The sequence below is a fragment of the Bradyrhizobium sp. URHA0013 genome (genome assembly GCF_000518345.1).
Taxonomy (GTDB): Bacteria; Pseudomonadota; Alphaproteobacteria; order Rhizobiales; family Xanthobacteraceae; genus Bradyrhizobium.
The window spans coordinates 1,029,673-1,052,768 of record NZ_KI912427.1; the positions used below are offsets into that span (position 1 = coordinate 1,029,673).

Annotated in this window: 26 protein-coding genes and 1 other RNA gene; 17 read left to right on the top strand and 10 right to left on the bottom strand. The window is 62.6% G+C overall.

Features of this window, described 5'->3' with window-relative positions; all coding sequences use genetic code 11:
• Nucleotides 1–126 precede the first annotated feature (126 nt).
• Nucleotides 127–1,245: a DUF2336 domain-containing protein gene (locus tag N551_RS0134290; RefSeq protein ID WP_027570773.1), complete on the top strand. Its 1,119-nt coding sequence runs from the start codon at nt 127–129 to the stop codon at nt 1,243–1,245.
• 58 nt (nt 1,246–1,303) lie between these two features.
• Nucleotides 1,304–1,534, top strand: a complete 231-nt coding sequence (locus tag N551_RS0134295; RefSeq protein WP_027570774.1) for a hypothetical protein — start codon at nt 1,304–1,306, stop codon at nt 1,532–1,534.
• A gap of 49 nt (nt 1,535–1,583) precedes the next feature.
• Here the strand turns inward: N551_RS0134295 and N551_RS0134300 are convergent, their stop codons facing one another.
• Nucleotides 1,584–2,483, bottom strand: coding sequence for a LysR family transcriptional regulator (locus N551_RS0134300; protein ID WP_027570775.1), 900 nt, complete (start codon nt 2,481–2,483; stop codon nt 1,584–1,586).
• A gap of 229 nt (nt 2,484–2,712) precedes the next feature.
• Here N551_RS0134300 and N551_RS0134305 point away from each other — a divergent pair, with 229 nt between their 5' ends.
• The 4 genes from N551_RS0134305 (at nt 2,713) to N551_RS0134320 (ending at nt 5,949) form a co-directional block, all read left to right on the top strand.
• Nucleotides 2,713–3,498, top strand: a complete 786-nt coding sequence (locus N551_RS0134305; RefSeq protein WP_027570776.1) for a carboxymuconolactone decarboxylase family protein — start codon at nt 2,713–2,715, stop codon at nt 3,496–3,498.
• Nucleotides 3,499–3,667: 169 nt separating this feature from the next.
• The gene (locus tag N551_RS0134310) at nt 3,668–4,063 is read left to right on the top strand and encodes a cupin domain-containing protein (protein ID WP_027570777.1); all 396 of its coding nucleotides are present in this window, start codon (nt 3,668–3,670) and stop codon (nt 4,061–4,063) included.
• A 64-nt stretch (nt 4,064–4,127) separates the two neighbouring features.
• Nucleotides 4,128–5,333, top strand: coding sequence for an MFS transporter (locus N551_RS0134315; RefSeq protein WP_027570778.1), 1,206 nt, complete (start codon nt 4,128–4,130; stop codon nt 5,331–5,333).
• A gap of 130 nt (nt 5,334–5,463) precedes the next feature.
• Nucleotides 5,464–5,949, top strand: coding sequence for a YkgB family protein (locus N551_RS0134320; protein WP_027570779.1), 486 nt, complete (start codon nt 5,464–5,466; stop codon nt 5,947–5,949).
• A 15-nt stretch (nt 5,950–5,964) separates the two neighbouring features.
• Here the strand turns inward: N551_RS0134320 and N551_RS0134325 are convergent, their stop codons facing one another.
• On the bottom strand, nt 5,965–6,462 hold the full coding sequence (locus N551_RS0134325; RefSeq protein WP_027570780.1) for a GNAT family N-acetyltransferase: 498 nt from the start codon (nt 6,460–6,462) through the stop codon (nt 5,965–5,967).
• A gap of 162 nt (nt 6,463–6,624) precedes the next feature.
• On the opposite strand from N551_RS0134325, the gene soxC reads away from it, so the two are divergent.
• Genes soxC through N551_RS0134345 form a run of 4 tightly spaced genes read left to right on the top strand, consistent with a single transcriptional unit; the run spans nt 6,625 to nt 9,311 of the window.
• A complete protein-coding gene (soxC, locus tag N551_RS0134330) occupies nt 6,625–7,896 on the top strand; it encodes a sulfite dehydrogenase (protein WP_027570781.1) in 1,272 nt (423 codons plus the stop codon).
• A complete protein-coding gene (locus N551_RS0134335) occupies nt 7,883–8,431 on the top strand; it encodes a c-type cytochrome (RefSeq protein ID WP_027570782.1) in 549 nt (182 codons plus the stop codon). Before soxC ends, N551_RS0134335 begins: the two co-directional genes overlap by 14 nt.
• 10 nt (nt 8,432–8,441) lie before the next feature.
• Nucleotides 8,442–8,912 carry a DUF302 domain-containing protein gene (locus N551_RS0134340; RefSeq protein ID WP_027570783.1) on the top strand — a complete coding sequence of 157 codons (471 nt, stop codon included), beginning with the start codon at nt 8,442–8,444 and terminating at the stop codon, nt 8,910–8,912.
• 45 nt (nt 8,913–8,957) lie between these two features.
• Nucleotides 8,958–9,311, top strand: a complete 354-nt coding sequence (locus N551_RS0134345; RefSeq protein ID WP_027570784.1) for a hypothetical protein — start codon at nt 8,958–8,960, stop codon at nt 9,309–9,311.
• Nucleotides 9,312–9,400: 89 nt separating this feature from the next.
• Here the strand turns inward: N551_RS0134345 and N551_RS0134350 are convergent, their stop codons facing one another.
• Nucleotides 9,401–10,390: an alpha/beta fold hydrolase gene (locus tag N551_RS0134350; protein ID WP_027570785.1), complete on the bottom strand. Its 990-nt coding sequence runs from the start codon at nt 10,388–10,390 to the stop codon at nt 9,401–9,403.
• Nucleotides 10,391–10,651: 261 nt separating this feature from the next.
• Between N551_RS0134350 and N551_RS36490 the strand changes: the two genes are divergently transcribed.
• Together N551_RS36490 and N551_RS0134360 are read left to right on the top strand one after the other, a co-directional pair.
• On the top strand, nt 10,652–11,266 hold the full coding sequence (locus tag N551_RS36490; protein ID WP_155810180.1) for a TetR/AcrR family transcriptional regulator: 615 nt from the start codon (nt 10,652–10,654) through the stop codon (nt 11,264–11,266).
• Between the two features lie 181 nt (nt 11,267–11,447).
• Nucleotides 11,448–12,623: a GAF domain-containing sensor histidine kinase gene (locus tag N551_RS0134360; RefSeq protein WP_035963418.1), complete on the top strand. Its 1,176-nt coding sequence runs from the start codon at nt 11,448–11,450 to the stop codon at nt 12,621–12,623.
• Between the two features lie 229 nt (nt 12,624–12,852).
• On the opposite strand, the gene N551_RS0134365 is transcribed toward N551_RS0134360, so the two are convergent.
• The 7 genes from N551_RS0134365 to ssrA all read right to left on the bottom strand — a co-directional run bounded on the left by N551_RS0134365 (nt 12,853) and on the right by ssrA (nt 18,416).
• The gene (locus N551_RS0134365) at nt 12,853–14,724 is read right to left on the bottom strand and encodes a ferrous iron transporter B (RefSeq protein WP_027570787.1); all 1,872 of its coding nucleotides are present in this window, start codon (nt 14,722–14,724) and stop codon (nt 12,853–12,855) included.
• 20 nt (nt 14,725–14,744) lie between these two features.
• Nucleotides 14,745–15,020, bottom strand: coding sequence for a FeoA family protein (locus N551_RS0134370; protein WP_027570788.1), 276 nt, complete (start codon nt 15,018–15,020; stop codon nt 14,745–14,747).
• Nucleotides 15,021–15,159: 139 nt separating this feature from the next.
• The gene (locus N551_RS0134375; RefSeq protein ID WP_007600962.1) at nt 15,160–15,414 is read right to left on the bottom strand and encodes a ribbon-helix-helix domain-containing protein; all 255 of its coding nucleotides are present in this window, start codon (nt 15,412–15,414) and stop codon (nt 15,160–15,162) included.
• Entirely contained in the window at nt 15,411–15,599 is a 189-nt protein-coding gene (locus N551_RS0134380) for a DUF4169 family protein (protein WP_027570789.1), read from the bottom strand. Before N551_RS0134380 ends, N551_RS0134375 begins: the two co-directional genes overlap by 4 nt.
• A gap of 276 nt (nt 15,600–15,875) precedes the next feature.
• Nucleotides 15,876–17,333, bottom strand: a complete 1,458-nt coding sequence (gene fumC / locus N551_RS0134385) for a class II fumarate hydratase (RefSeq protein WP_027570790.1) — start codon at nt 17,331–17,333, stop codon at nt 15,876–15,878.
• Nucleotides 17,334–17,420: 87 nt separating this feature from the next.
• On the bottom strand, nt 17,421–17,936 hold the full coding sequence (locus N551_RS0134390; protein ID WP_027570791.1) for an SspB family protein: 516 nt from the start codon (nt 17,934–17,936) through the stop codon (nt 17,421–17,423).
• Nucleotides 17,937–18,050: 114 nt separating this feature from the next.
• Nucleotides 18,051–18,416, bottom strand: a transfer-messenger RNA (tmRNA) gene (gene ssrA, locus N551_RS37625).
• Nucleotides 18,417–18,500: 84 nt separating this feature from the next.
• Between ssrA and N551_RS0134395 the strand changes: the two genes are divergently transcribed.
• From N551_RS0134395 to N551_RS0134415, 5 genes are all read left to right on the top strand, one after another.
• Nucleotides 18,501–19,118, top strand: a complete 618-nt coding sequence (locus N551_RS0134395; RefSeq protein ID WP_027570792.1) for a chromate transporter — start codon at nt 18,501–18,503, stop codon at nt 19,116–19,118.
• Nucleotides 19,115–19,645 carry a chromate transporter gene (locus tag N551_RS0134400; RefSeq protein ID WP_027519544.1) on the top strand — a complete coding sequence of 177 codons (531 nt, stop codon included), beginning with the start codon at nt 19,115–19,117 and terminating at the stop codon, nt 19,643–19,645. The genes N551_RS0134395 and N551_RS0134400 overlap by 4 nt, the downstream gene beginning before the upstream one ends.
• Nucleotides 19,646–19,740: 95 nt before the next feature.
• Nucleotides 19,741–20,502: a tripartite tricarboxylate transporter TctB family protein gene (locus N551_RS0134405; RefSeq protein ID WP_027570793.1), complete on the top strand. Its 762-nt coding sequence runs from the start codon at nt 19,741–19,743 to the stop codon at nt 20,500–20,502.
• A 7-nt stretch (nt 20,503–20,509) separates the two neighbouring features.
• Entirely contained in the window at nt 20,510–22,075 is a 1,566-nt protein-coding gene (locus tag N551_RS0134410; protein ID WP_007600973.1) for a tripartite tricarboxylate transporter permease, read from the top strand.
• Nucleotides 22,076–22,298: 223 nt separating this feature from the next.
• Nucleotides 22,299–23,093: a thymidylate synthase gene (locus N551_RS0134415; protein WP_007613362.1), complete on the top strand. Its 795-nt coding sequence runs from the start codon at nt 22,299–22,301 to the stop codon at nt 23,091–23,093.
• The last annotated feature ends 3 nt before the right edge of the window (nt 23,094–23,096 follow it).

The following is a 23,096-nucleotide window of genomic DNA, read 5'->3' on the forward strand; positions in this document are numbered from 1 at the left end:
CCTCGGCAAAACTGATCTGCCGACTTTACCGGATTCTCGCGTTTGTTCCCTAGTCTCTATTGCCAGAGGAACTCGGCGTCCTGCCCGCACAAGCAGGATGGCTAGCCAAGAACTGGGGTCATCGGGATGAACGGCGCGACAACACTTCTGCAGGATCTGGACGACGCGATCGCACGTGGCACCGACGAAAGCCGGACCAAGGCGTTGTGGCACGCGACCGACATTCTGATCACCGGCCGCTACAGCGACGACGAGATCAGCACGTTCGGCGAGGTCATCGGCCGGCTCGCCGACGAGATCGAGGTCGCCGCACGGGTGCAGCTCTCCGAGGTCATGGCAGCCTGCGATCACGCACCGCTCAATGTCATTGCGCAACTCGCGACCGCCGACGAAATCGAGGTCGCCGGTCCCGTGCTGCGCGACTCCAATCGTATCGACGAGAAGCTGCTGGTCGAGAGCGCCATGACCAAAAGCCAGTCGCATCTGCTCGCGATCGCCCAGCGCAAGTCGATCGGCGAGGCCGTCACCGACGTGCTGGTCAAGCGCGGCGACCAGGAGGTCGTGACGTCGGTTGCCCGGAACGAGGGCGCGCGCTTCTCCGGCTCGGGCCTTCTGCACATGGTCCGCCGCGCCGAGGGAGACTCGATTCTTGCCGAGCAGCTTGGCCTGCGCAAGGACGTGCCGCGTCACATCTTCCAGCAGCTGATCTCGAAGGCGTCAGAAGACGTCCGCCGCCGGCTCGAGCACGAGCGCCCGGAAATGATGGCGCAGATCCAGAGCTCGGTAAGCGACGTCACCGGCGATCTGCACTCCAAGTTCGGCCCGTCCTCGCGCAGCTATTTCGTCGCCAAGCGCGTGGTGACGACGCAGTACCGGCAGGGCAACCTCAACCAGGACTCGATCTCGAACTATGCGCGCCAGCACCGCTTCGACGAGGTGCAGATCGGCCTGTCGCTGCTGTCGTCGCTGCCGGTCGACGTGATCGAGCGTGCGATGATGGACCGCAATCGCGAGATGATCCTGGTGCTGTGCAAGGCGCTCGATTTCTCCTGGGACACCACCATGTCGCTGCTGTTCCTCGGCGCCAAGGATCACCTGATCACGGCGCGCGAGCTCCACGACAACGAGCGCGATTTCGGCAAGCTCAAGATCGAGACCTCGCGCAGCGTCTTGAAGTTCTACCAGTCGCGCAAGACCGGCTCCGATCCCGTCACGGGTCGTCAGCCCGAGCTGCAGGTGCACTGAGCGGTACACCGAACAGGTACACCGAGCATCATCCGGGAATTGACAGGGAGTATTTTCAATGTTGCCTCAATTCGGCACCGCAGTTCGCAAGACCAAAAGCCTCACCGCCGATGTCGGCGGAGCGGCCGACCAGGCCTCGGTCGATGCCGCCTGGCTCGTGCTGGAAGCCGCCAACGACCTCGGCGACCATGCCGCTATCGAAGCCTGCCGCCGCGTCATCGACGCCGAGCTGAACGGCACGGCCGCCGGCAGCGCGGATGTCGATCTCGTGCTGGGGTATTTCAGGTAGCAGTCGTGCCCGGCCGAGGATTGTCGGGCACCGTGAGCGGCTGTGAGTTCTACTTGCCGCGATATCGAAGGGTCTCGACGAGCAGCGAGAATGCCGGTGAAGGTTGGCGCCGACTGGGATAATAAAGGTGGTAACCCGAGAACGGCGGACACCAATCCGACAGCACCCTGATCAGCCGGCCCTGCGAGATGTATGGCTGCACGTGCCCTTCGGTGAGGTAGGCAAGTCCGAAGCCTTTGAGCGCGCCCTCCAGCAGAAGCCCTGCGCTGTTGAACACGAGCTGTCCTTCCACGCGCACGTTGAGCTCCCGACCGTTCTTCTCGAACTCCCAGGCGTAGAGGCTGCCGCCGTGAGTCGGTAGGCGCAGATTCAGGCAATTGTGCCCAGTTAGATCCTGAGGCGTCCTGGGTCGCTTGCGTTCAGCGAAGTAGGACGGCGATCCAACGACGGCCATTCGAAGATCGGGGCTTATTCGCACAGCGATCATGTCCTTGGCGACGAGTTCGCCCGGACGAATTCCCGCGTCGACCTGCTGCGCCACGATGTTGGTGAGCCCGTAGTCGATGATCACTTCGGCGTGGATGTCTGGATACTGGGGAAGAATCTTCCCCAGCGCCGGCAGCAGGATCTCGGCGGCGGCGTACTCCGTCGCGGTCAGCCGTACGGTTCCCGCGGGCTTTTCCCGGAGTTCGCTCAAGGCGGCGAGATCAGCATCCATCTCCGTGAATTTGGGCCCGAGGCTCAGGAACAGCCGTTCTCCGGCTTGGGTTGGCGTGACACTCCGGGTCGTTCGGTTGAGAAGACGGACGCCCAGGCGCTCCTCCAACTTTCGGACGATCTGGCTCAGCGCCGATTGCGTCATACCAAGCTTGGCTGCGGCACGCGTGAAGTTGCGCTCCCTCGCCACGGCGAGGAAGGCCAGGATATCGCTGGCGTCATCCCGGTTCATTGATAAGCCTGTCTTATGACTGCATTCGAATTTTATCACCTAATCGGACCGGGGCGGAAGCCTTACTTTCTCATCAACATGAGGGGCCACTTGATCTCGTCATCGCCCCAGGGCTCGCCAGCCCGCGATCGGATTGGTCGCAGCCGGGCGCGATCGACGTCCGAACTCTGCCCAGCACTCGTCGCCTTGTAGCTGATGGCGCACCGGCAAATCTGGAAGGATCCACGCGATGAGAATGCTCGCAGCGGCCTTGTTTTCATTCTGCCTGTTTGCTGACGGCCCGGTCGCGGCCAAAGACGCATCCAGCGACGGAGCAAAGACCATATCAAAGCCGGAAGACATCCGTGCGGTCGCGCCAGCCCTCGAAGGCTACGCGCAAAAATTTGTCGATGGCGATCTGTGGAAGCGACCGGGTCTCTCGCCTCGGGACCGCAGCATCGTCACCGTCGCAGCTCTCATCGCCCGTGGTCAGACGGTGGAGCTGCCATACTATCTGGGTCTCTCGCTGGAGAATGGCGTGAAGCCGTCGGAAATATCGGAGATCATCACGCATCTGGCCTTCTACACCGGCTGGGCCAACGCGATTGATGCGATCCCGGCTGCGAAGCAAGTGTTCGAGAGCCGCAACATCGGCGCCGATCAGCTCCCGCCCGCGATGGGACCGCAGCTGCCGCTCGATGAAGCGGCGGAGAAGCAGCGGGCAACGCGCGTCGGAGAGCAGTTCGGGCAGATCACGCCGAGCCTTGTCCAGTATACGACCGACGTGCTGTTCCGCGATCTCTGGCTCGGGCCGGCGCTGGCTCCGCGCGACCGCAGCCTGGTGACCGTGAGCGCGCTGATTGCCACGGGTCAGGTTGCGCAGATCACCTATCATCTGAACCGCGCAATGGACAACGGGCTGACGCGGGAGGAAGCCGGCGAGGTGCTCGGCCATCTCGCCTTCTACGCCGGATGGCCCAATGCTTTCTCCGCGGCACCTGTCGTCAAGGACGTCATCGAGAAGCGACCGCGCTGAAAGAACGAAAATGCCTCGGTCGACAATCCCGCTCGCGATCCTCCACGAGCGGAGACATGCCATGGTGACACGCAGAGACATACTCATTGGCGGAAGCGCCTCCGCCCTCGTCGGAATTCGACTGGCCTCGGCGCGCGCGTCCGAAGCACTGAAGGAGACTGCAATGGACATCGACATCAAGAGAAACGGATCTCGCCCTTCCCAGAAGGGCCCTGAAGACTGGTTCACCGGGACGGTGCGCATTGACCCGTTGTTCGCGGCTCCCGAGCCTGCACGCGTGAGCGGCGCCCAGGTCACTTTCGAACCTGGCGCACGCACCGCCTGGCACACGCACCCGCTTGGGCAGACGCTGATCGTGACAGCAGGGCTCGGCTGGGTGCAGCGGGAAGGCGGTCCTGTCCAGGAGATCAGGCCCGGCGACGTCATCTGGTTCCCTCCAGGGTTGAAGCACTGGCACGGCGCCTCGGGCACCACAGCCATGACGCACATTGCCATCCAGGAATCGCAGGACGGCCGAGCGGTCGACTGGATGGAGAAGGTCGGCGACGAGCAGTACCGAATGTGAAGACACTTCATCGGGCGCATCATCTGACCCGGGCGAGCGCGCCCACTCGATCGGAAGAGGTTTCATGAGCGTACAACTCGCCCCAAAAAACGAGACGCTGTCGCCCGGTCCGGCATGGAGCGCGGTCTTTGCGCTGACCCTCTGCGTCGGGACATTGATTGCGTCCGAGTTCATGCCAGTCAGCCTGCTGACCCCCATCGGGACCGGTCTCCACATGACCGAGGGGCAGGCGGGCCAGGCCATCGCAGTCTCCGGACTGTTCGCCGTCTTCGCCAGCCTTGCGATCTCCTCGGTGACGCGGGGCATTGATCGGCGCAGTCTTCTGCTGGGCCTCACCTCGCTAATGATCGTTTCGGGGCTGATGGTGGCGCTGGCGCCGAACGCGCTGGTGTTCATGGTAGGGCGCGCGCTGATCGGGGTCGTCATCGGTGGGTTCTGGTCGATGTCGGCGGCCACCGTGATGCGCCTTGTGCCGGAGCAGCAGGTCGCGGCCGCCCTTAGCCTCCTCAATGGTGGCAACGCGCTGGCGACAACGATCGCCGCGCCGGTCGGGAGCTTTCTAGGTCAGTTCATCGGCTGGCGAGGCGCCTTCTTCTGCGTCGTCCCGCTCGCGATCATCACCCTGGTCTGGCAATACGCGACATTGCCCTCGATGCCTTCGGAGCGCGACGCCGCGGGGAACGTATTCGGGTTGCTCCGCCGGCGGTCTGTCGGCATTGGGATGCTCTCGGTCGCTCTCCTGTTCATGGGCCAGTTCGCGCTTTTCACCTATTTGCGGCCATTTCTGGAGACCGTGACGCGCGTAGACGTCTCCACGCTCTCGGCCATCCTGCTCGTGCTCGGAGTCGCGGGCCTGCTGGGGACCTACCTCATCAGCTTCCTTCTGAGGCGGAGCCTGCAAGCACTTCTGATCGGGATGCCGCTTGCGATGGCGGCCCTTGCCCTCGGCTTGATCGCCTTCGGAAGTTCAACCATCGTTGTCACCGTGCTGCTGGCCGGTTGGGGCCTCATCGGCACGGCCGCACCGGTCGCCTGGTGGACCTGGATGAGCAGGGCGCTGCCTGAGGATGCGGAGGCGGGCGGCGGGCTGATGGTCGCGGTGATCCAACTCGCCATCACGGCGGGCGCCTCCCTCGGAGGATTCTTGTACGACAGCAGTGGATACCGGAGCGCCTTCATTGCCGCCGCCATCCTGCTCTGCGGCTCCGGACTTCTAGCTTTTGGGGTCAGCACGGTGCGAGATCGGGAGAAGGAACGACGGGCTGCCTGAAAGCATCGCACGCATCCGTGATCTCCGAAACCTGCCGACGCGGGTAACGACGGAAGTTCCGCTTCGTACAGCCTTCAGCGAGCGTAGTCTTGCAGAGCTGATGGATGTGAAACCGGGGAGACATGGTCGGATGAAAGAGTTCAACGTCGCTGAGGTCGGGGGTGGTTCCTATCGTCCTCTTGCCATTCTGCGCTGGGTCATGGTGATCATATTCGTATCGTTTGGCATGCAGAAATTCACACTGCAGTCCGCGCAGGGCATCGCCCAGTTCATCAGCAACAGCCCGTTCATCTCCTGGCTGTCGGTGTTCGGCCCGAGGGGAGAGGCCTATGTCCTCGGTGTCGCTGAATTCGTGATTGCGGCGCTGCTCGCGGCAGGCAGCTTCAGCCCGGTTTCGTCCGCCCTCGGTTCATTCATGGGCATGGTGACCTTTGCGATCACCTGGTCATTCTTCTTCACGACGCCCGGCGTCGTCAAATGGAGCCTTTCATCCGATCCGATGGCCTGGAATCTGACCGGCGAATTTCTGTTCAAGGACATCGTCCTGCTGTGCGTTTGCGTGGTGTTGTTTCTCGCCTCCCTGCCGCAATCGGTTGTCCGGCTGCGCACCGAGTGATCGTCAGGCCGTCTCTCACCGCTGGCTGCGGTAGATGACGACGTCTTCGCCGTGACGGAACGTGCGTCGCTCGAGGAGATAGTTGGACTTCTCCAGCACGCGGCGCGATGCACCATTATCGGTATAGACCAGGCCGATGAGGGACGGCAGGTCGTGGTGTAGCAGCCCGATATCGGTCAGCGCGGTCGCGGTCTCGCTTGCAAGGCCACGGCCCCAGAATTCGCGCTTGAACGCGTAGGCAATCTCGACCTCGTCGATATCGTCCACCAGGATGTGCCGGATGCCCGCTCGCCCGGCGAATGCCCCGTCTTTGGTTCGCAGCACCCACAGCCCGAAGCCATACTGGTCCCAATGGGAGATATTTGCGTCCAGATAGGTCTTCGTCCTCTCCGCCGGGCGGACGCCGCCGAGATAGCGCGAAACGTCCGCATCGAGATGCAATGCCACGAGGTCGGCGAGATGATTTTCGTTCAGCCTCTCGGCTGTCAGGTTCTCGGTGCTGAAATGATCCATCGACCCGGATAGCCGCTTTCGGAGCAGGGCAGGATGACGCGCCTTCGCCGCCCCTCATGATTTCTAACACATCCTAACGGGCAATTTGGGCGGCATCCGGTCAATGTCTCCATGGAAAAGCGGCGGAATTTTCAAACAAGCACGAAGGTCGACGGAGATTGCATGACGTCCAAAACGCAAATCGAATCACTGCAACGGTCCGCGAGCGTCTCGCGCCGCGGTTTCGTGGGAGGCCTGTCGGCGGGCGTTCTGGGGGCGGTTGCGACCGAAGCGGCGGCGGCGCAAACCCTGGCCGAAATCCCTGATCGCGGGCCCGGCGCCGATCTCGGTGCGCACAGCGAACGATCGCGCTTCGTCAAGATCGATCGCATTCCCGAGGCAACACCAGGCAAGCGCAACGTCGACCCCAGTGATGCCATCAACTCCAAGACGCCGCATCAGAAGCTGGTGGGCAACATCACGCCAACCGATCTGCATTACGAGCGCAGCCATTCCGGGGTGCCGGACATCGATCCCGCGCAGCACCGTCTGCTCATCCATGGCCTGGTTCAGAAGTCGCTGGTGTTCAGCGTCGACGATCTCAAGCGGATGCCGTCCGTCACGCGCGTGGTCTTCATCGAATGCACCGGAAACGGATGGGAAAACTGGAAGAAGGCAGACCCTGACCTGACGGTGCAGAACACGCACGGCCTCGTCAGCACCAATGAGTGGACTGGCGTTCCGCTGAAGTTCCTCATTGGTCTCGCGGGCAAGGAGAAGAACTCGAACTGGATGCTCGCGGAGGGAGGCGACGGCGCGGGCGTCGACCGCAGCATTCCGTTGACCGACGAAATCGTGAACGAGGCCTTTGTCGCCTACGGTCAGAACGGCGAACCACTGCGCCCCGCGCACGGGTTTCCAATGCGACTGGTGATGCCGGGTTTCGAGGGCAACCTCAACATCAAATGGCTGCGCCGTCTCAAGTTCGGCACTGAGCCCTGGATGACCCGCTGGGAGACGGCGCGCTACACGCAACTGCTCGCCAACGGCAAGGCCCGCCAGTTCCAGCTGAGGATGGAAACCAACTCCGTCATCACACAGCCCTCGGGCACGATGCAGATCCGGCCCGGCTACAACATTATCTCCGGTCTGGCCTGGAGCGGCCATGGCAAGATCGCCAAGGTCGAGATATCGACCGACGGCGCGAAAATCTGGAAACAGGCGCAGCTGAATCAGCCGGTGCTGTCCAAGGCACAAGTTCGATTCCAGATGGACTGGGTCTGGGACGGAAAGCCGACAAGGATCGTGAGCCGCGCGACCGACGAGCAAGGCAACGTTCAGCCGGACCGGCAATCCTTCATCGCCGCGATGGGGAGCAATGCGCTGTTCCACTACAACGCCCAGCAGACCTGGAGCATCGACGAGGCCGGGAGGGTCCGCAATGTCCTCGCATGACAATCGGCTTGTCGCAGCGGCTCTCGCGCTCGGCCTGCTCGCGGCGCCCGCATTTGCATTCGATTTAGGCCGTCCCGCGACTCCGGAGGAGATCAAGTTATGGGACATCGACGTCACACCCGATGGCAAGGGGCTGCCTGTCGGCAGCGGCACGGTTGCGCAGGGTAAGCAGGTCTTCGCCGACAATTGCACGGCCTGTCATGGCGACAACGGCCAGGGCGGGATCAAGGATCGTTTGGCCGGTGGGCAGGGCACACTCGCCTCCAGCGCGCCGGTCAAGACCGTCGGCAGCTTCTGGCCCTATGCGACGACCTTGTACGACTACATTCACCGCGCGATGCCATATCCCACACCGGGTTCGCTCAGCACCGACGACACCTATGCCGTCACCGCCTACATCCTGAGTCTGAATGGCATCGTTCCCCCCGACGGCAAGGTTGATAAGGACAGCTTGCCGAAGATCAACATGCCCAACCGCGACGGCTTCATTCCGGACCCGGAATTCGATCCGGCAAAACTATTCCGCAAGAAATGAGCGTGTGATCATGAGGGTTTCGGCGCTGCTCAAGATCCTCGCTTTGGTTGCTGCGACATGTTTATGGGAGACCCAAGCAATGGCCGTCGACGGACTGATCACGATCAGGAGCAGTTTCGGGCCTGAAGAGACGATGAAGCGGCTGGAAGAGGAAGTGATGGTCAAGGGCCTCACAATATTCGCCCATGTCGATCATGCCGCGGGCGCCGCCGCTGCCGGCCTGCCGTTACGCCCGACCAATCTCATCCTCTTCGGAAACGCAAGGGGTGGTACGCCATTGATGCAGCAGTCGCAGACCAGCGGCATCGATCTGCCGCTGAAGGCGCTGGTCTGGCAGGACGAACAAGGCGCGACCTGGTTGTCCTACAATGATCCGGCGTATATCGCCGGGCGTCACGGCATCGGCGAGCCGGCCAAGGCTGCAATTGTCGCCATGACGGCGGCCCTGCACGCGATCGCGACCAAGGCCACCGCCCCCTAGCGCAATGGGACGGCCGCGCGACGCGTGCGCCAGGAGGAGAGATCCATGAACAGCACAGACGGGCAACCGGAATCACCCGCTCCCGGGGACGGCAAGATCGCCAGATGGCTGGTCATAGCGGTGCTATGCGCCTTCCTCGTCGGTGCCGGCGCGCTCGGCTATCTCGGCTGGTTCAGCACGACAACGGAGGTGCCAGCGTCGGGCTATGTCGCACTGGTGCTCGGCGTCGTGTTTTCGCTGGTGGTCGGCATCGGCTTGATGGCGCTGGTGTTCTACAGCAGCCGCAAGGGTTATGACGAACCGGCGGTGCTGATCCAGGAGCCGGAGAATGATTCGGACGAAGACGGCGTCAGCGCAGGCTCCGGTCCACCGACCGAGCCCACTGAGCGAGCCCACTGAGCCGGATGCTCGCATCGAGATGCAGTGTGACGAGGTCGGCGAGGTGATCTTCGCGAAGCCTCGGTGCGCTTAGCCTCGCAAGACCGGGCTCAGCTTCCTGAATCTTTCAACCAGGAGGCAATCGTCTGATTAAGGTAATCAGGCACTTCATGCTGAATGAAGTGGCCAACGTCAGGCACGATCTTGACCGTAAGATTGTCGGGATTTTCAATCCATGACTTTTCCAGTTCAATCGTGCTTAGCAAAGCGTGGCTCTCCTCGATTCCGTGCAGATGCAAGACCGGGCATTTGATCACGGCACCGGTGAGCTTCTTCATGGTTGGGTCGAAAAGATTGAGCGCAAGCTGGGAAAACGCGTAGTTGGCCTTGTAATAATTCATCATGGACGAGATGGAAGATTTCGCGAAAGACTCGACGTATCGACTCCTCACCTGTGGATCGACAACCCAGTATGCCAAATGCTGCGCAGTCAAATTGTCGCCTTTGCCTCGAGCGAAGAAGCGTGTGGCGTAGGCGCTGGCCTTGGCCTGCGCGATAGGGTGGTTCCAAGGGAGCAATTCCCGCGTGATGGCGCCAGGATGAGGAACGCTGAGGACGACAAGTCTTTCGATCAGGTCCGGATTTTGCCCGGCGAATAGCCACGACAAAGCGGCGCCCCAGTCGTGCCCGATCAGGATGGCCTTGCGACCGTTTCTCTCTGCATTGATCACGGCACGGATGTCATCAAGGAGAACCGGAAACTTATAGTTCTCGACGCCTTCCGGCCGATCGCTCAAATCGTATCCGCGCAGATCGAGAGCGACCACCTGATAATCTGCTGAAAATGCCTGGATCTGATTTCTCCAGGAGTACCAGAAGTCAGGAAATCCGTGCACGAACACCATCAGCGGTTTTTGATGGGATCCCATGGTGACGTAGTGGATTTTCGTTCCCGCATTGTCCGCATATCTGTGCAGAAGGTTCGGATCCTTATCGATATCAACGGCAGGCTCGCTCAAAGCGACAGGGATTTTATTGTGCCAGATGGCATCGCTTGAAGTTTCTCCGGAAACGACGCGGCTGGACATCGCAGTGAACATGGCAGCTCCTAAAAGCATCATCGCGCAGGATCTAGAGGCCATCTCGGTGGTCCCGTTCGCTAGAACAATTGCCGAAATCGAAGTTGCTTGAGCTCATTTGAGTATGTCCTGCGCAGCAATCTGTGAGAGTGAAATGTCCGAGACTGCAACTTCTGGAAGTGAATCTGATAGCGGTGATACGGCGGGCACATTTACTATGGTGATCGACATATTATGGCGATCACCATAGCGATGTCAAGCCAGGCGTGTTATGCTGACGGGATGCCCCGTAAGACTGACGCCCGCGATCGCGCGATTGCCACTGCCGAGCGACTGTTTCGCATCCAAGGCTACACTGCGACGGGATTGAGCCAGATCATCGAAGAAAGCGGCTCGCCCAAAGGATCGTTCTATTTTCATTTTCCGCGCGGTAAGGCACAGCTCGCAGAAGAAGCAATCGATCATTACGTTGCGACTAGAATGGCTGTGTTGGGGGCGATCTCGGCGAATACGACCGGCGATGCCCTGAGTTTTGTTCGCCAGATTTTCGGCGCGTTCGCGGCCGAGATGGTCGCCTCTGATTTCCAGTATGGCTGTCTCATGCAGAATCTGGCGAATGAGCTTCCTGCACTCGACGCTGAACTGACCGAACGGGTCGCGCGCGGATTTGCTGATTCAACCGAGATCGTCGCGGAGCATTTCAGAGGGTGCGGTTTCACGTCCGCGCGCGCATCTTCGACCGCTTCCGCATTGGTCGCTGCCGTCGAAGGCGCACGTACGATCGCCCGCCTGCAACGCACAGCGGCTATATTCGACGCGCTGGCGGATGTGAGTGTCCAGGGGTGGGCGGCCCCCGAGGGGAGACCCGAGGTCAGCTCCCGGCGGCGCGGACGGTAGCTGCAACGGCGGACTTCCTTGCCGTTGCAATTGGCATGAAACGATGTTCACCGCGTCGTTCCAGGCGAGCGGCATCGAATGACATTGACGCGGAATAACGGGCAGTGCTTCCTACCATTGCAAGGACGCGCTTTCGTTGGGGGTGACGGTCGTCCAGCGAATGTTCCGACGCGGAGTGGCAATGGATTTCGAGCGCGACATAGCCAAGGTCAGCGGAATCGCTGCGGTCTCGACCATCCTCGACGTGGTCAGCCGGACCACCGGCATGGGGTTTACGGCCGTTGCCCGCGTCACCGGGGACAGGTGGATCACCTGTGCCTCGCGTGATGAACTTGCGTTCGGGCTGAAACCCGGTGACGAGCTCAAGGTCGAAACCACGATCTGCCACGAGATCCGGCAGAGCCGTGAGGCTGTTGTCATCGACAATGTCAGCGAAGATGCCGCGTACTGCAAGCATCACACGCCCGCGCAATATGGCTTCCAAAGCTACATCTCCGTGCCGATCATTCTTCCGGACGGTTCATTCTTCGGAACGCTTTGCGCGATCGATCCGAAGCCGCGCAAGCTTCGGACCCCCGAGATCATCGGCATGTTCAAGCTGTTTGCGGAGCTGATCGCGTCTCACCTCGACGCGGCCGACCGTGTCGAACTGATCGAGAACAGGCTCGCGCTGGAACAACGCAATGCCGAACTGCGCGAGCAGTTCATCGCCGTGCTCGGTCACGACCTCAGAAACCCTCTCGCCTCGATTCAGGGCGGCCTGCGGCTTCTGAACAAGAAGGTCGATGAGGAGGGGCAGAATTGGATCAACCTTCTGCAAGGAAGCGTGGCGCGGATGGCGGGCCTGATCGACAATGTCATGGACTTCGCCCGCACGCGGCTCGGCGCTGGGATGCAGCTCAAGCTGAGAGAGCAGGCACTCGAGCCTGTCATCAAGCAGATCGTCGCGGAGTTCGAGAACGTGCATCCGGATCGGGTCATCGAAACGGTCATCAACGTCTCCGGGACTGTCAGAATCGACGCCGGCCGCATAGGCCAGATGCTGTCCAATCTTCTCGGCAACGCGATTTCCTATGGAGACGCCAACGAGCCGATCAGGGTCCTGGCGCAGGCGACCGGAGCTGGCTTCGACATCAGCGTTGTCAACAAAGGTGCGCCAATTCCGGCGGAAGCGATGCCGCGCCTTTTCACTGCGTTCGACCGCGGCGACGTTCAGCCGAACCAACAAGGGCTTGGACTCGGACTGTACATCGCCCAGGAGATTGCGCGCGCCCATGGCGGGTTGATTGTCGCGTCGTCGATGCGGGATGAAACGGTGTTCACGGTGTCGATCCCGGCAACACAGGCCAGCGGCTGAGGAGGCGCGCCACGCTTTGGTATCCTGCCGTCACCGCGCGTCTCACCAATTCTCCGACAATGCCATCATGCGCCTGTTTTGCCCGACGGTGCAACCGGCCTTGTGCGCCGGGCGTTGGTTTTGGCCAGCTGCGGTCAGCTGATTTGAGCACACGCGTAAGCCATTGATTTCACAACCCCCGTCTACTGTGCATGGGGTTGTTTTCGCGCTTTTTGGTTTCGAGAGGTGGCTAGCCCGCTCCGAACGCGACCGCGACGTTGTAAGTCAGGAGGCTCGCGGCATAGGCCAGCACCAGCATGTAGAAGAAGGTGACGGCCATCCAGGTCCAGCTTCCGGTCTCGCGCCGGATCACGGCCAGCGTGGATGCGCATTGCGGGGCGAAGATGTACCACGCCAGCATCGACAGCGCGGTCGCGAGCGACCATTTCGTCGCCAGCACCTGGCCGATCTGCTCGGCCGCTTCCTTGCCGCCTTCGATCGCATAGACGGTGCCGAGTGCTGCGACCGCGACCTCGCGCGCCGCCATGCCCGGGATCAGCGCCACCGCGATCTGCCAGTTGAAGCCGACCGGCGCCAGCAGCGGCTCGAGCGCCTTGCCGATGATCGCGGCCAGGCTGAAGTCGATCGCCGGTTCGGTTGCGCCCGCGGGCGGCTGCGGGAACGAGGCCAGAAACCAGATCAGCACCATCATCGAGAAGATCGTGGTGCCGGCGCGGTGCAGGAACATCTTGGCCCGCGTATAGACGCCGATCGCGATCGATTTCAGCCGCGGCACCTTGTAGTCCGGCAGCTCCAGCATGAACGGCGCCGGCGCATAGTCGCGCAGCATGAAGAATTTGATGAGGAACGAGACGGCCAGCGCGCTGGCGATGCCGACCGCGTAGAGGCCGAACATCACGAGGCCCTGGAGGTTGATGAAGCCCCAGACCTCCTTTGCCGGAATGAAGGCGGAGATGATCAGCGTGTAGACGGGAATGCGTGCCGAGCAGGTCATCAGCGGCGCGATCAGGATCGTGGTCAGCCGGTCGCGCTTGTTGTCGATCACGCGCGTGGCCATGATCCCGGGGATCGCGCAGGCAAAGCTCGACAGCAGCGGGATGAAGGCGCGGCCGTGCAGGCCGGCGCCGCCCATGATGCGGTCCATCAGGAACGCGGCGCGCGCCATGTAGCCGAAATCTTCCAGCAGCAGGATGAACAGGAAGATGATGATGATCTGCGGCAGGAACACGATGACGCTGCCGACGCCTGAGATCACGCCGTTCTGAAGAAAGCTCTGCAGCAGGCCGGCGGGCAGGGTGGCGTGCACGAACTCGCCGAGGGAGTCGAAGCCCGAGTTGAGCAGCTCCATCAGCGGCTGCGCCCAGGCGAACACCGCCTGGAACATCACGAACAGGATAGCCGCGAGCACGATCAGGCCGCCGACGGGATGCAGCACGATCGCGTCGATCCGCGCGGTCCAGGTGTCGGGCCGGCTGGGCAGGCTGACGCAGTCGGCGATGATGCGGTCGGCTTCGCGCTGGGTGGCGCGCAAATCGGCCACGCTGAGCGCCCGCCAATTGTTCTCGCCCGGCTCGGCGGCGAGCTTCGCCGAAATCTCGTCGGTCAGCGACAGCAGGTCGGCCGTGCCGCCCTTGCGCACCGCGATCGAGGTGACCACGGGCACGCCGAGCTCCTTGGCGAGCCGCTCGACGTCGACAGTGATGCCGCGGCGGGTCGCGATGTCGAACATGTTGAGCACGAGGATCATCGGACGGCCGGTGCGCTTGAGCTCCAGCAGCAGGCGGATGGTCAGGCGCAGATTGGTGGAATCCGCCACGCACAGCACGAGGTCGGGCAGGGTCTCGCCGGAAGCCTTGCCGAGCACGAAGTCGCGGGTGATCTCCTCGTCCGGGCTGCGACCGCGCAGGGAATAGGTGCCGGGCAGGTCGACCACGGAGACCTGGCGGCCCATGGGCGTGACGAAGAAGCCTTCCTTGCGCTCGACGGTGACGCCGGGATAGTTCGCGACCTTCTGCCGGCTGCCGGTCAGCGCATTGAACAGCGAGGTCTTGCCGCTGTTTGGTGTGCCCACCAGGGCGAGATGAAGTAGGGGCAATTCCATGAAGTTGGGGTCCGGTCGCTTCAGGCGACGATGATGGCCATGGCTTCGCGACGGCGGACCGCGATGGTGATGCTGTCGACCCGCACGGCAATCGGGTCGCGCCCGACCAGCCCCTCGTGCAAGACCTCGACCCGGGCGCCCTCGACGAAGCCGAGCTCGATCAGCCGGCTCTCGAGCTCGATGTCCGAGAGCGCCGAGCCTGCGTCCTTGGGGGAAAGGTGCTGGATGACGCCGGTATAGCCGCGCTGGGCCAGGCCCAGCGGCATCTGCGGACGCGTATCATTGATGTCGGTCATGCCCTGTATTTTCAACGCAGGGCATCGAGGTCAAGCGCGCTCGGTCGCTGAAACTGCACCTTAGAGTGATTTTAAAGTACCAGCTTCGTGACGGAGGCGATTGGCGCCGGGATCGGCGCCAAGATCAGCGTCAAGACGGCTACTGGGCCGGGACCTTTTCCGCCTGGATGGCGGCCATGGCGCGGCTCTTGAAGTAGTCGAGCACGAACAGGCGGATCGCCGAGGACAGATTGCCCTGCTGGCGGTTGCCGTCGATCTCGCCGACCAGCTCGGACAGCGTCATGTTGCGCAGGCCCGAGATCTCCTTCATGCCGTTCCAGAACGCCTCTTCCAGGCTGACGCTGGTCTTGTGGCCGGCGACGACGATCGACCGTTTCACGACGGGCGACTTCATGGCTGCTCCTCGCGATCGATCTGGTGCTGGTCCAGGTGCGCCTTCGCCTGGTCCGCGCGCGTCTCCTCCGCCGACCGCTCCGCCTTCGTGCGGCCGAACTTCGTTCGGTTGGCGTCCGCCTGCTTCGCCGTGGCTTGCCGCTCGGCGCGCTTCCGGAAACGATTCAGGTTGATGACGTTCCCCATGTCGCGTCTCCATCATCCGATCCTCCGTGGGCAGGATGAAACATTCAGAAACTGTGCGCCGCACTGCGCCCAATGAGACTTGATCGCCATTCGCTTGTCCTCGTCAATCGACCCTTGGGCCATCAAACGATGAATTCCGCCCCGTGGGGGCGGAGGGGCTGCGTAACACGCAATCCCGCCGCGACATTGACGGTAATCAAATCCCGTCCTTTAAGCCCTACATTTAATGGAGCTTGGGGCTCCGTATCATTACGGATGGCTATCGGAATTCGGAATTTATCCCGGGCAGGTCATCTTCTCGGGGCGCACCAGGCGGTCGAACTCCTCCGCCGAGACGAAGCCGAGCCGCAGTGCCTCTTCCTTCAGGGTGGTGCCGTTGGCATGCGCCGTCTTGGCCACCTTGGCCGCGTTGTCGTAGCCGATCTTGGGGGCGAGTGCCGTCACCAGCATCAGCGAACGCTGCATCAGCTCCTTGATGCGCTTCTCGTCGGCGCGGATGCCGCTGACGCAATGCTCGGTGAAGGAGCGCGCCGCGTCCGCCATCAGCCGGATCGAGTGCAGCATGTTGTAGGCCAGCACGGGCTTGTAGACGTTGAGCTCGAAATGGCCCTGGCTGCCGGCAACCGTGATCGCGGTGTGATTGCCGAACACCTGGCAGCACACCATGGTCATCGCCTCGCACTGCGTCGGATTGACCTTGCCCGGCATGATCGAGGAGCCCGGCTCATTCTCCGGCAGCATCAGTTCGCCGAGGCCCGAACGCGGGCCCGATCCAAGCAGGCGAATGTCGTTGGCGATCTTGAACAGGCCTGTCGCGACCGAGTTGATGGCGCCGTGCGCCAGCACATAGGCGTCGTTCGAAGCCAGCGCCTCGAATTTGTTGGCGGCGCTCGTGAAGGGCAGCTTGGTAATCCCGGCAACGTGCTTTGCGAACAGTTTTGCAAAGCGCGGCTTCGAATTGAGGCCGGTGCCGACGGCGGTGCCGCCCTGCGCCAGCGGATAGAGCTCCTTCACCGCGACCTTGAGCCGGGCGATGCCGCTTTCGACCTGGGCGGCATAGCCGGAAAATTCCTGGCCGAGCGTCAGCGGCGTCGCGTCTTGGGTGTGAGTGCGGCCGATCTTGACGATCTTTGCGAACTCCTTCTCCTTCTTGCGCAGCGCGCGCAGCAATTCGCCGAGGGCAGGGACGAGATCGGCGTTGATGCGGCTTGCCGCCGCGATGTGCATCGCGGTCGGGAACGAGTCATTCGACGACTGGCTCATGTTGACGTGATCGTTCGGATGCACCGGCTTCTTGGCACCGAGCTCGCCGCCCAGGAGCTCATTGGCGCGATTGGCGATGACCTCGTTGAGATTCATGTTGCTCTGGGTGCCCGAGCCGGTCTGCCACACCACCAGCGGGAAATGATCGTCCAGCTTGCCCTCGATCACCTCGCGCGCGGCGCGGATGATGGCGTTGGCGCGGCGCTGGTCGAGCAGGCCGAGCTCCTGGTTGGTCTGCGCCGCGGCGAGCTTGACGATGCCGAGCGCATGCACGAGCGAGATCGGCATGCGATCGATGCCGATGCGAAAATTCTGGCGCGAGCGTTCGGTCTGCGCCCCCCAATAGCGATCGGCGAGGACCTCGATCGGGCCGAAGCTGTCGGTCTCGGTGCGGGTCGCCGGGCGCGAGGAGCCGTCGGTCTTCGCGCGAGAAGTCTTCGAGCTGGAGGTCTTGGCCATGAGCACATCCATTCCGCCGCACGAAATGCCACGCGGCCTCTTCATGCGCCTCTATATAGGGAGTTTGGCCGCCTGCGACGGGCTCCGGCCCGATCTAGATCATTTCTTGCGGAAACGGTCCAATCGCACGACTTCGGCGCCGCCCTGGTTCGGAGCCGCTGGCTCCTCAGTGCCTTCCGCAGGTTCAGTGGCAGGGGGCACCGCGACCGTGGACGGGGCGGGAGCGGCCGGCAATGTCTCGTCCGAGACGTCGGCGACATCGGAGGTGTCGAACTGGAGGCCGAATTTCACGGACGGATCGAGGAAGCTCTTGATGGCGCTGAACGGCACGATCAGCCGCTCCGGAATGCCGCCGAAGGACAGGCCGACCTCGAAGCGGTCCTCGAGCACGGTCAGATCCCAGAACTGGTGCTGCAGGATGATCGTCATCTCTTCCGGATATTGGGCCAGCAGCCGCGACGACAATTTCACGCCCTCGGCCTTCGACACGAAGGTGATGAAGAAATGATGCTCGCCGGGCAGTCCCTGGGACGCGGCGTCGGTCAGCACCTTGCGCAACACGCCGCGCAGCGCGTCGCGGGCCAGCACATCGTATCGGATATGATCGGTCGCCATGGTGGTCCTGTTGCATTCCAGGAGCTGGGCCCTGCCGGCCCGACTCGCCAAGCCGCAATAGTACCGCGCCTGACGGGTCAGCAGGAGTCCCCGCGGGGTAGGAAATAAGAGGCAAGTGGAGGCTTCTGTTGCCAGGTGCCTCCGAACCCCGCCTAACGGAGCTTAACCCGTTAGGACTTCAGAATGGTCTTTCAAACTGCGTTACGCAGCCTGAGCAACCGGAGCAAAGTTGTCGTTGGCAACTATTGCATAGCCCGATAACGGCGGAACAATACCGAGAAAAAGAACGCCCTTTACGCCCTCGTCGATCCTATTTCGCCCCCGCCAAAGCCCGCTTCAGGGCCAGCCCGCTCGTGGGCTTTGGTGGAGGCGCCGGGTACCGCCCCCGGGTCCGAATGGTTTATTGCGACGACCGTTTATTTCCATAGCCGGCGAACCGGCACTCCCAATATAGGGGGCAAATGTTTCAAATAACAGGTGTTTCGAGCGACCATTCCGAGGTTCCCTTGGGATAGGTTCCCGGCAGGCTTGGCCGCGTGCCGGCCGGCGTTCTAAGCTCCTGACATGTCCGAGGATTCCGCACCGGCTGCCCAAAAACGAGATCGCGAGCCGGACCGTCCCGCCACCAGCGCCGTTCCGCCGGGCTTGCTCGCGCTGTTCCTGGCTTTCGCCCGGATGTCGCTGGCGGGCTTCGGCGGGGTTTTGGTCTTCGCCCGGCAGGCCATCGTCGAGCAGCACCGCTGGATGACGGCGGACGAGTTCAACGAGACGTTTGCGCTCTGCCATTTCCTGCCCGGGCCCAACATCGTCAATCTGTCGATGGTGTTCGGCGCGCGGCTGCGAGGGATCGCCGGCGGCATTGCCGCCTTTGCGGGGCTGTTGTTGCCGCCCACGCTGATCATGACGGTGCTCGCGATCGTCTACGCCCGGTTCGGCGATGTGGAGGTGCTGCGCCGCATTCTCGCGGGCATCTCCTGTGCGGCCGTCGGTCTCTTGATCGCGGTGGTCTTCCGGATGATGACGCCGCTGCTCAAGCGGCTGGACGCCGTCGCGCTCATCCTGATGCTGGGCGTCTTCCTCGCCATCGGCGTCCTTCGCCTGCCGCTCCAGGTCGTGCTTTTGGTCGCGATCCCCGTCAGCGTCAGCGCCATTTTCCTGATGCGGCGGAAGGTAGCAGCATGAACGCGGAGAACCCGATCTGGGCGCTGATCTCGACCTTTGGTCTGATGTCGCTGTTCGCAGTCGGCGGCGCCGCAGCGGCGGTGCCCGAGATGCATCGCATCGCAGTCGATGTGCATCACTGGATGACCGACAAGCAGTTCGCCGACGCCTATGCGATCGCGCAGCTCTCGCCAGGTCCGAACGTCCTTATCGTCACGTTAATCGGCTATGCCGTCGCCGGCATTCCCGGTGCCCTGGCGGCGACCCTGGCCATGTGCCTGCCCACCGCGCTGCTTGCCTATTATGTCAGCCGGCTCCTCAACCGGCCGAGCCAATCGCGCTGGCCCGGGCTGATCCAGGCTGCACTGGTTCCGCTCTCGATCGGCTTGATGGCGGCGAGCGCCCTGATCCTCGCCGAGTCGACCGATCGCACGCTTGCTGCGCTGCTTCTGACCGCGACGGTTGCAGTGGTCGCATCCGTCTCGCGCATCAATCCACTTTGGATTTTGCTCGTCGGGGGCTTGCTGGGTTTTGCTGGCATTGTGTAATGAAAATGGCTAGGCAGGGATCCGGGCGGGGGCATCGATTTCCAGCCGATTAGAACAACAGTGCTCGTGGCTTACGGGTCGCGGAGGAGACATGCATGGCCGATACGATGGGCCACTCGGCGACAGCCAACCGAAACACCTCGGTGGTGATCAGCTTTTGTCTGCTGGCCATAGCGCCGCAGATTTTCGAGTTCATCTGGTCGTTCGGGACGATCTTTGGCTGGGGCGCCGGACGCGGCCCGGCCGCTGTCGTGATCAGCCACGCTACGGCGCTGCTCGCGGGGGCGCCCGGCGCGTTGCTCGGGGCGGTCGGCGGTGACACTAAGAAGGCGTCATCCGACGTGCTGCTGGCGCTGATCTATTCCTATCCGATCTTTGCGGTGGCTATTCTCACGTTCTTCATGACGATCAGGTCGGCGCAGGATTATGTCGGCGGGATCGTGCTGATGGCGCTCGCCCTATTCGCACTGTGGGCCTCCAGCGATTTGCAGGGGATGCGCGGCTTCTCCTTTGGCGCCGGCACGGCGCCGCGGATGTTTGGCGGACTGCTCGTCGCACTTGGCGCGGGCATTGCGTTGACGGGACTGCTGACCGACGGGCCGAGCATGGCGCACTATGCCTGGCGCGGGCCGCTCTTCGTGATGATCTCGATCGTCTTCTTCGCGCTGGCGATTCGTCCGCTTGGGGTGGTGGTTACGGCATTCTCGAGCTTCCTGATCGCGGCGATGGGCACGCATGAGACGCGCTGGGTCGAAGCGGTCATCGTCGGCGCCTGCCTGACGCTCGGCTGCGCGCTGCTCTTCCCCTACGTGCTCGGACTGCCGATGCCGATGTTCCCGCGCTTCCTGGTTCAGTGAGGGTGTGATGTTCGATCTCTTCCACAATCTGGGCCTCGGTTTCGGTGTGGTGTTTCAGATCTCCTGGTGGTCACCCTGGTGGCTCTACGGTCTGTCGCTGCCGATCTCGATCAACATTCTCATGTGCCTGATTGGCGCATTGGTTGGCACGCTGGTCGGCGTGCTGCCCGGTATCGGCACCGTCGCAACCGTGGCGATGCTCCTGCCCATCACGTTCGGATTGCCGCCGGTCGGCGCGCTGATCATGCTCGCCGGCATCTATTACGGCGCCCAGTACGGCGGCTCCACCACCTCGATCCTGGTCAATATTCCCGGTGAGGCGACGTCGGTCGTGACCGCCATCGACGGCCACCAGATGGCAAAGCAGGGCCGAGCCGGCCCGGCGCTGGCGATCGCGGCGATCGGCTCGTTCTTCGCCGGCTGCGTCGCGACCGTGCTGATCGCCGTGCTCGGCGCGCCGCTGACCAAGCTCGCACTGGCGTTCGGTCCGGCCGAATATTTCTCGCTGATGGTGCTCGGCCTGATCTTCGCGGTGGTGCTGGCCAAGGGCTCGGTGCTGAAGGCGATCGCTATGATCGTGTTCGGCCTGATGCTGTCGATGGTCGGCTCCGACATCGAGACCGGCGCCTCGCGCATGGCGTTCAACATTCCGGAACTCGCCGATGGTCTCGGCTTTGCGACGGTGGCGATGGGCGTGTTCGGTTTCGCCGAGATCATCCGCAACCTCGACGCCGGCGCCGAGATGAACCGCGACCTCGTGCAGCAGAAGATCACCGGCCTGATGCCGACCAGGAAAGACCTGATCGACTCGGCGCCTGCGATCCTGCGCGGCACCGTGCTCGGCTCGATCCTCGGCATCCTGCCGGGCGGCGGCGCGGTCATCGCGTCCTTTGCGTCCTACACGCTCGAGAAGAAGATCGCCAAGAACCCGTCGCGGTTCGGCCGTGGCGCGATCGAGGGCGTGGCGGCACCGGAAAGCGCGAACAATGCCGCGGCGCAGACCTCCTTCATCCCGCTGCTGACACTCGGCATCCCGCCCAACGCCGTGATGGCGCTGATGGTGGGCGCGATGACCATCCACGGCATCGTACCGGGTCCGCAAGTGATGCAGAAGCAGCCGGAGTTGGTCTGGGGCATGATCGCCTCGATGTGGATCGGCAATCTGATGCTGATCATCATCAACCTGCCGCTGGTCGGAATTTGGGTGCGGCTGTTGCGCGTCCCTTACCGGCTGATGTTCCCCTCGATCGTGATCTTCTGCGCGATCGGCATCTACTCGGTGAACAACGCGCCGGTCGACGTCATACTCGCAGGCGTGTTCGGTCTGGTCGGCTACTGGCTGATCAAGCACGATTTCGAGCCGGCGCCGCTGTTGCTCGGCATGGTGCTCGGACCGCTGATGGAAGAGAATCTGCGCCGCGCGCTGCTGATCTCGCGCGGCGATTGGAGCGTGTTCCTGACGCGTCCGCTGTCGGCCGTGCTGCTGGCGATCGCGGCCTTCCTCCTGGTGCTCACGGTGCTGCCCGCGTTGCGTGCCAAGCGCGACGAGGTGTTCACGGAATCCGAAAACTAGGAGCGCCGCGCCTGCGTCGGCGCGCCGTGGCTCGAACCCAAGCCGGCAAGTTGGCCAGCAGGATCAATCTGATAGACGAGGAGCGGGACGCTAAGTTCCGCCCCTTGTCGTTTGCACCGGGAACGCTCACTTTTCCGGGTATAATGCCCAGGGATGGCGAATCGCCGCTGTCGCAGCGTGGGGGCGGCCGCTAAATTCGCCGCCTCCCCAAAGGCTCACGCACATGCACCAGTATCAGGACCTGCTCGAGCGGATTCTTTCAGACGGCGCCGAAAAAACCGACCGGACCGGCACCGGCACGCTGTCGGTGTTCGGCCATCAGATGCGCTTCAATCTATCTGCCGGCTTTCCGATGCTGACCACCAAGCGCCTGCCGCTGAAGGCGATCGTGCATGAGCTGTTGTGGTTCCTGAAGGGCGATACCAACATCAAATATCTGCGCGACAATGGCGTCACCATCTGGGACGAGTGGGCCGACGCCAATGGCGATCTTGGCCCCGTCTACGGCCATCAGTGGCGCTCCTGGCCCGCGCCGGACGGACGCAGTATCGATCAGATCGCGAACGTCATCGACATGATCAAGCGCAATCCGGACTCGCGTCGGCTGATCGTCTCGGCCTGGAATCCGGCCGAGGTCGACAAGATGGCGCTGCCGCCGTGCCACTGCCTGTTCCAGTTCTACGTCGCCAACGGCAAGCTGTCGTGCCAGCTCTATCAGCGCTCGGCTGACGTGTTCCTCGGCGTGCCCTTCAACATCGCCTCCTACGCGCTGCTCACCATGATGGTGGCGCAGGTCACGGGCTTGAAGCCCGGCGACTTCGTGCATTCATTCGGTGACACACATCTCTATTCCAACCATCTGGAGCAGGCGAAGCTCCAGCTCACGCGCGCGCCGCGCGCGCTGCCGGTGATGCGGATCAATCCCGACGTGAAGGACATCTTCTCCTTCCGTTACGAGGACTTTGAGCTCGTCGGCTACGACCCGCATCCGCACATCAAGGCCGCGGTCGCGGTCTGACGC

What these genes read in the sequence shown, in the direction of transcription:
- N551_RS0134290 (WP_027570773.1), top strand. Translation starts at nt 127, where the DNA reads ATGAACGGCGCGACAACACTTCTGCAGGATCTGGACGACGCGATCGCA.
- N551_RS0134295 (WP_027570774.1), top strand. Translation starts at nt 1,304, where the DNA reads ATGTTGCCTCAATTCGGCACCGCAGTTCGCAAGACCAAAAGCCTCACC.
- N551_RS0134300 (WP_027570775.1), bottom strand. Translation starts at nt 2,483, where the DNA reads ATGAACCGGGATGACGCCAGCGATATCCTGGCCTTCCTCGCCGTGGCG.
- N551_RS0134305 (WP_027570776.1), top strand. Translation starts at nt 2,713, where the DNA reads ATGAGAATGCTCGCAGCGGCCTTGTTTTCATTCTGCCTGTTTGCTGAC.
- N551_RS0134315 (WP_027570778.1), top strand. Translation starts at nt 4,128, where the DNA reads ATGAGCGTACAACTCGCCCCAAAAAACGAGACGCTGTCGCCCGGTCCG.
- N551_RS0134320 (WP_027570779.1), top strand. Translation starts at nt 5,464, where the DNA reads ATGAAAGAGTTCAACGTCGCTGAGGTCGGGGGTGGTTCCTATCGTCCT.
- N551_RS0134325 (WP_027570780.1), bottom strand. Translation starts at nt 6,462, where the DNA reads ATGGATCATTTCAGCACCGAGAACCTGACAGCCGAGAGGCTGAACGAA.
- soxC (WP_027570781.1), top strand. Translation starts at nt 6,625, where the DNA reads ATGACGTCCAAAACGCAAATCGAATCACTGCAACGGTCCGCGAGCGTC.
- N551_RS0134335 (WP_027570782.1), top strand. Translation starts at nt 7,883, where the DNA reads ATGTCCTCGCATGACAATCGGCTTGTCGCAGCGGCTCTCGCGCTCGGC.
- N551_RS0134340 (WP_027570783.1), top strand. Translation starts at nt 8,442, where the DNA reads ATGAGGGTTTCGGCGCTGCTCAAGATCCTCGCTTTGGTTGCTGCGACA.
- N551_RS0134345 (WP_027570784.1), top strand. Translation starts at nt 8,958, where the DNA reads ATGAACAGCACAGACGGGCAACCGGAATCACCCGCTCCCGGGGACGGC.
- N551_RS0134350 (WP_027570785.1), bottom strand. Translation starts at nt 10,390, where the DNA reads ATGTTCACTGCGATGTCCAGCCGCGTCGTTTCCGGAGAAACTTCAAGC.
- N551_RS36490 (WP_155810180.1), top strand. Translation starts at nt 10,652, where the DNA reads ATGCCCCGTAAGACTGACGCCCGCGATCGCGCGATTGCCACTGCCGAG.
- N551_RS0134360 (WP_035963418.1), top strand. Translation starts at nt 11,448, where the DNA reads ATGGATTTCGAGCGCGACATAGCCAAGGTCAGCGGAATCGCTGCGGTC.
- N551_RS0134365 (WP_027570787.1), bottom strand. Translation starts at nt 14,724, where the DNA reads ATGGAATTGCCCCTACTTCATCTCGCCCTGGTGGGCACACCAAACAGC.
- N551_RS0134370 (WP_027570788.1), bottom strand. Translation starts at nt 15,020, where the DNA reads ATGACCGACATCAATGATACGCGTCCGCAGATGCCGCTGGGCCTGGCC.
- N551_RS0134375 (WP_007600962.1), bottom strand. Translation starts at nt 15,414, where the DNA reads ATGAAGTCGCCCGTCGTGAAACGGTCGATCGTCGTCGCCGGCCACAAG.
- N551_RS0134380 (WP_027570789.1), bottom strand. Translation starts at nt 15,599, where the DNA reads ATGGGGAACGTCATCAACCTGAATCGTTTCCGGAAGCGCGCCGAGCGG.
- fumC (WP_027570790.1), bottom strand. Translation starts at nt 17,333, where the DNA reads ATGGATGTGCTCATGGCCAAGACCTCCAGCTCGAAGACTTCTCGCGCG.
- N551_RS0134390 (WP_027570791.1), bottom strand. Translation starts at nt 17,936, where the DNA reads ATGGCGACCGATCATATCCGATACGATGTGCTGGCCCGCGACGCGCTG.
- N551_RS0134395 (WP_027570792.1), top strand. Translation starts at nt 18,501, where the DNA reads ATGTCCGAGGATTCCGCACCGGCTGCCCAAAAACGAGATCGCGAGCCG.
- N551_RS0134400 (WP_027519544.1), top strand. Translation starts at nt 19,115, where the DNA reads ATGAACGCGGAGAACCCGATCTGGGCGCTGATCTCGACCTTTGGTCTG.
- N551_RS0134405 (WP_027570793.1), top strand. Translation starts at nt 19,741, where the DNA reads ATGGCCGATACGATGGGCCACTCGGCGACAGCCAACCGAAACACCTCG.
- N551_RS0134410 (WP_007600973.1), top strand. Translation starts at nt 20,510, where the DNA reads ATGTTCGATCTCTTCCACAATCTGGGCCTCGGTTTCGGTGTGGTGTTT.
- N551_RS0134415 (WP_007613362.1), top strand. Translation starts at nt 22,299, where the DNA reads ATGCACCAGTATCAGGACCTGCTCGAGCGGATTCTTTCAGACGGCGCC.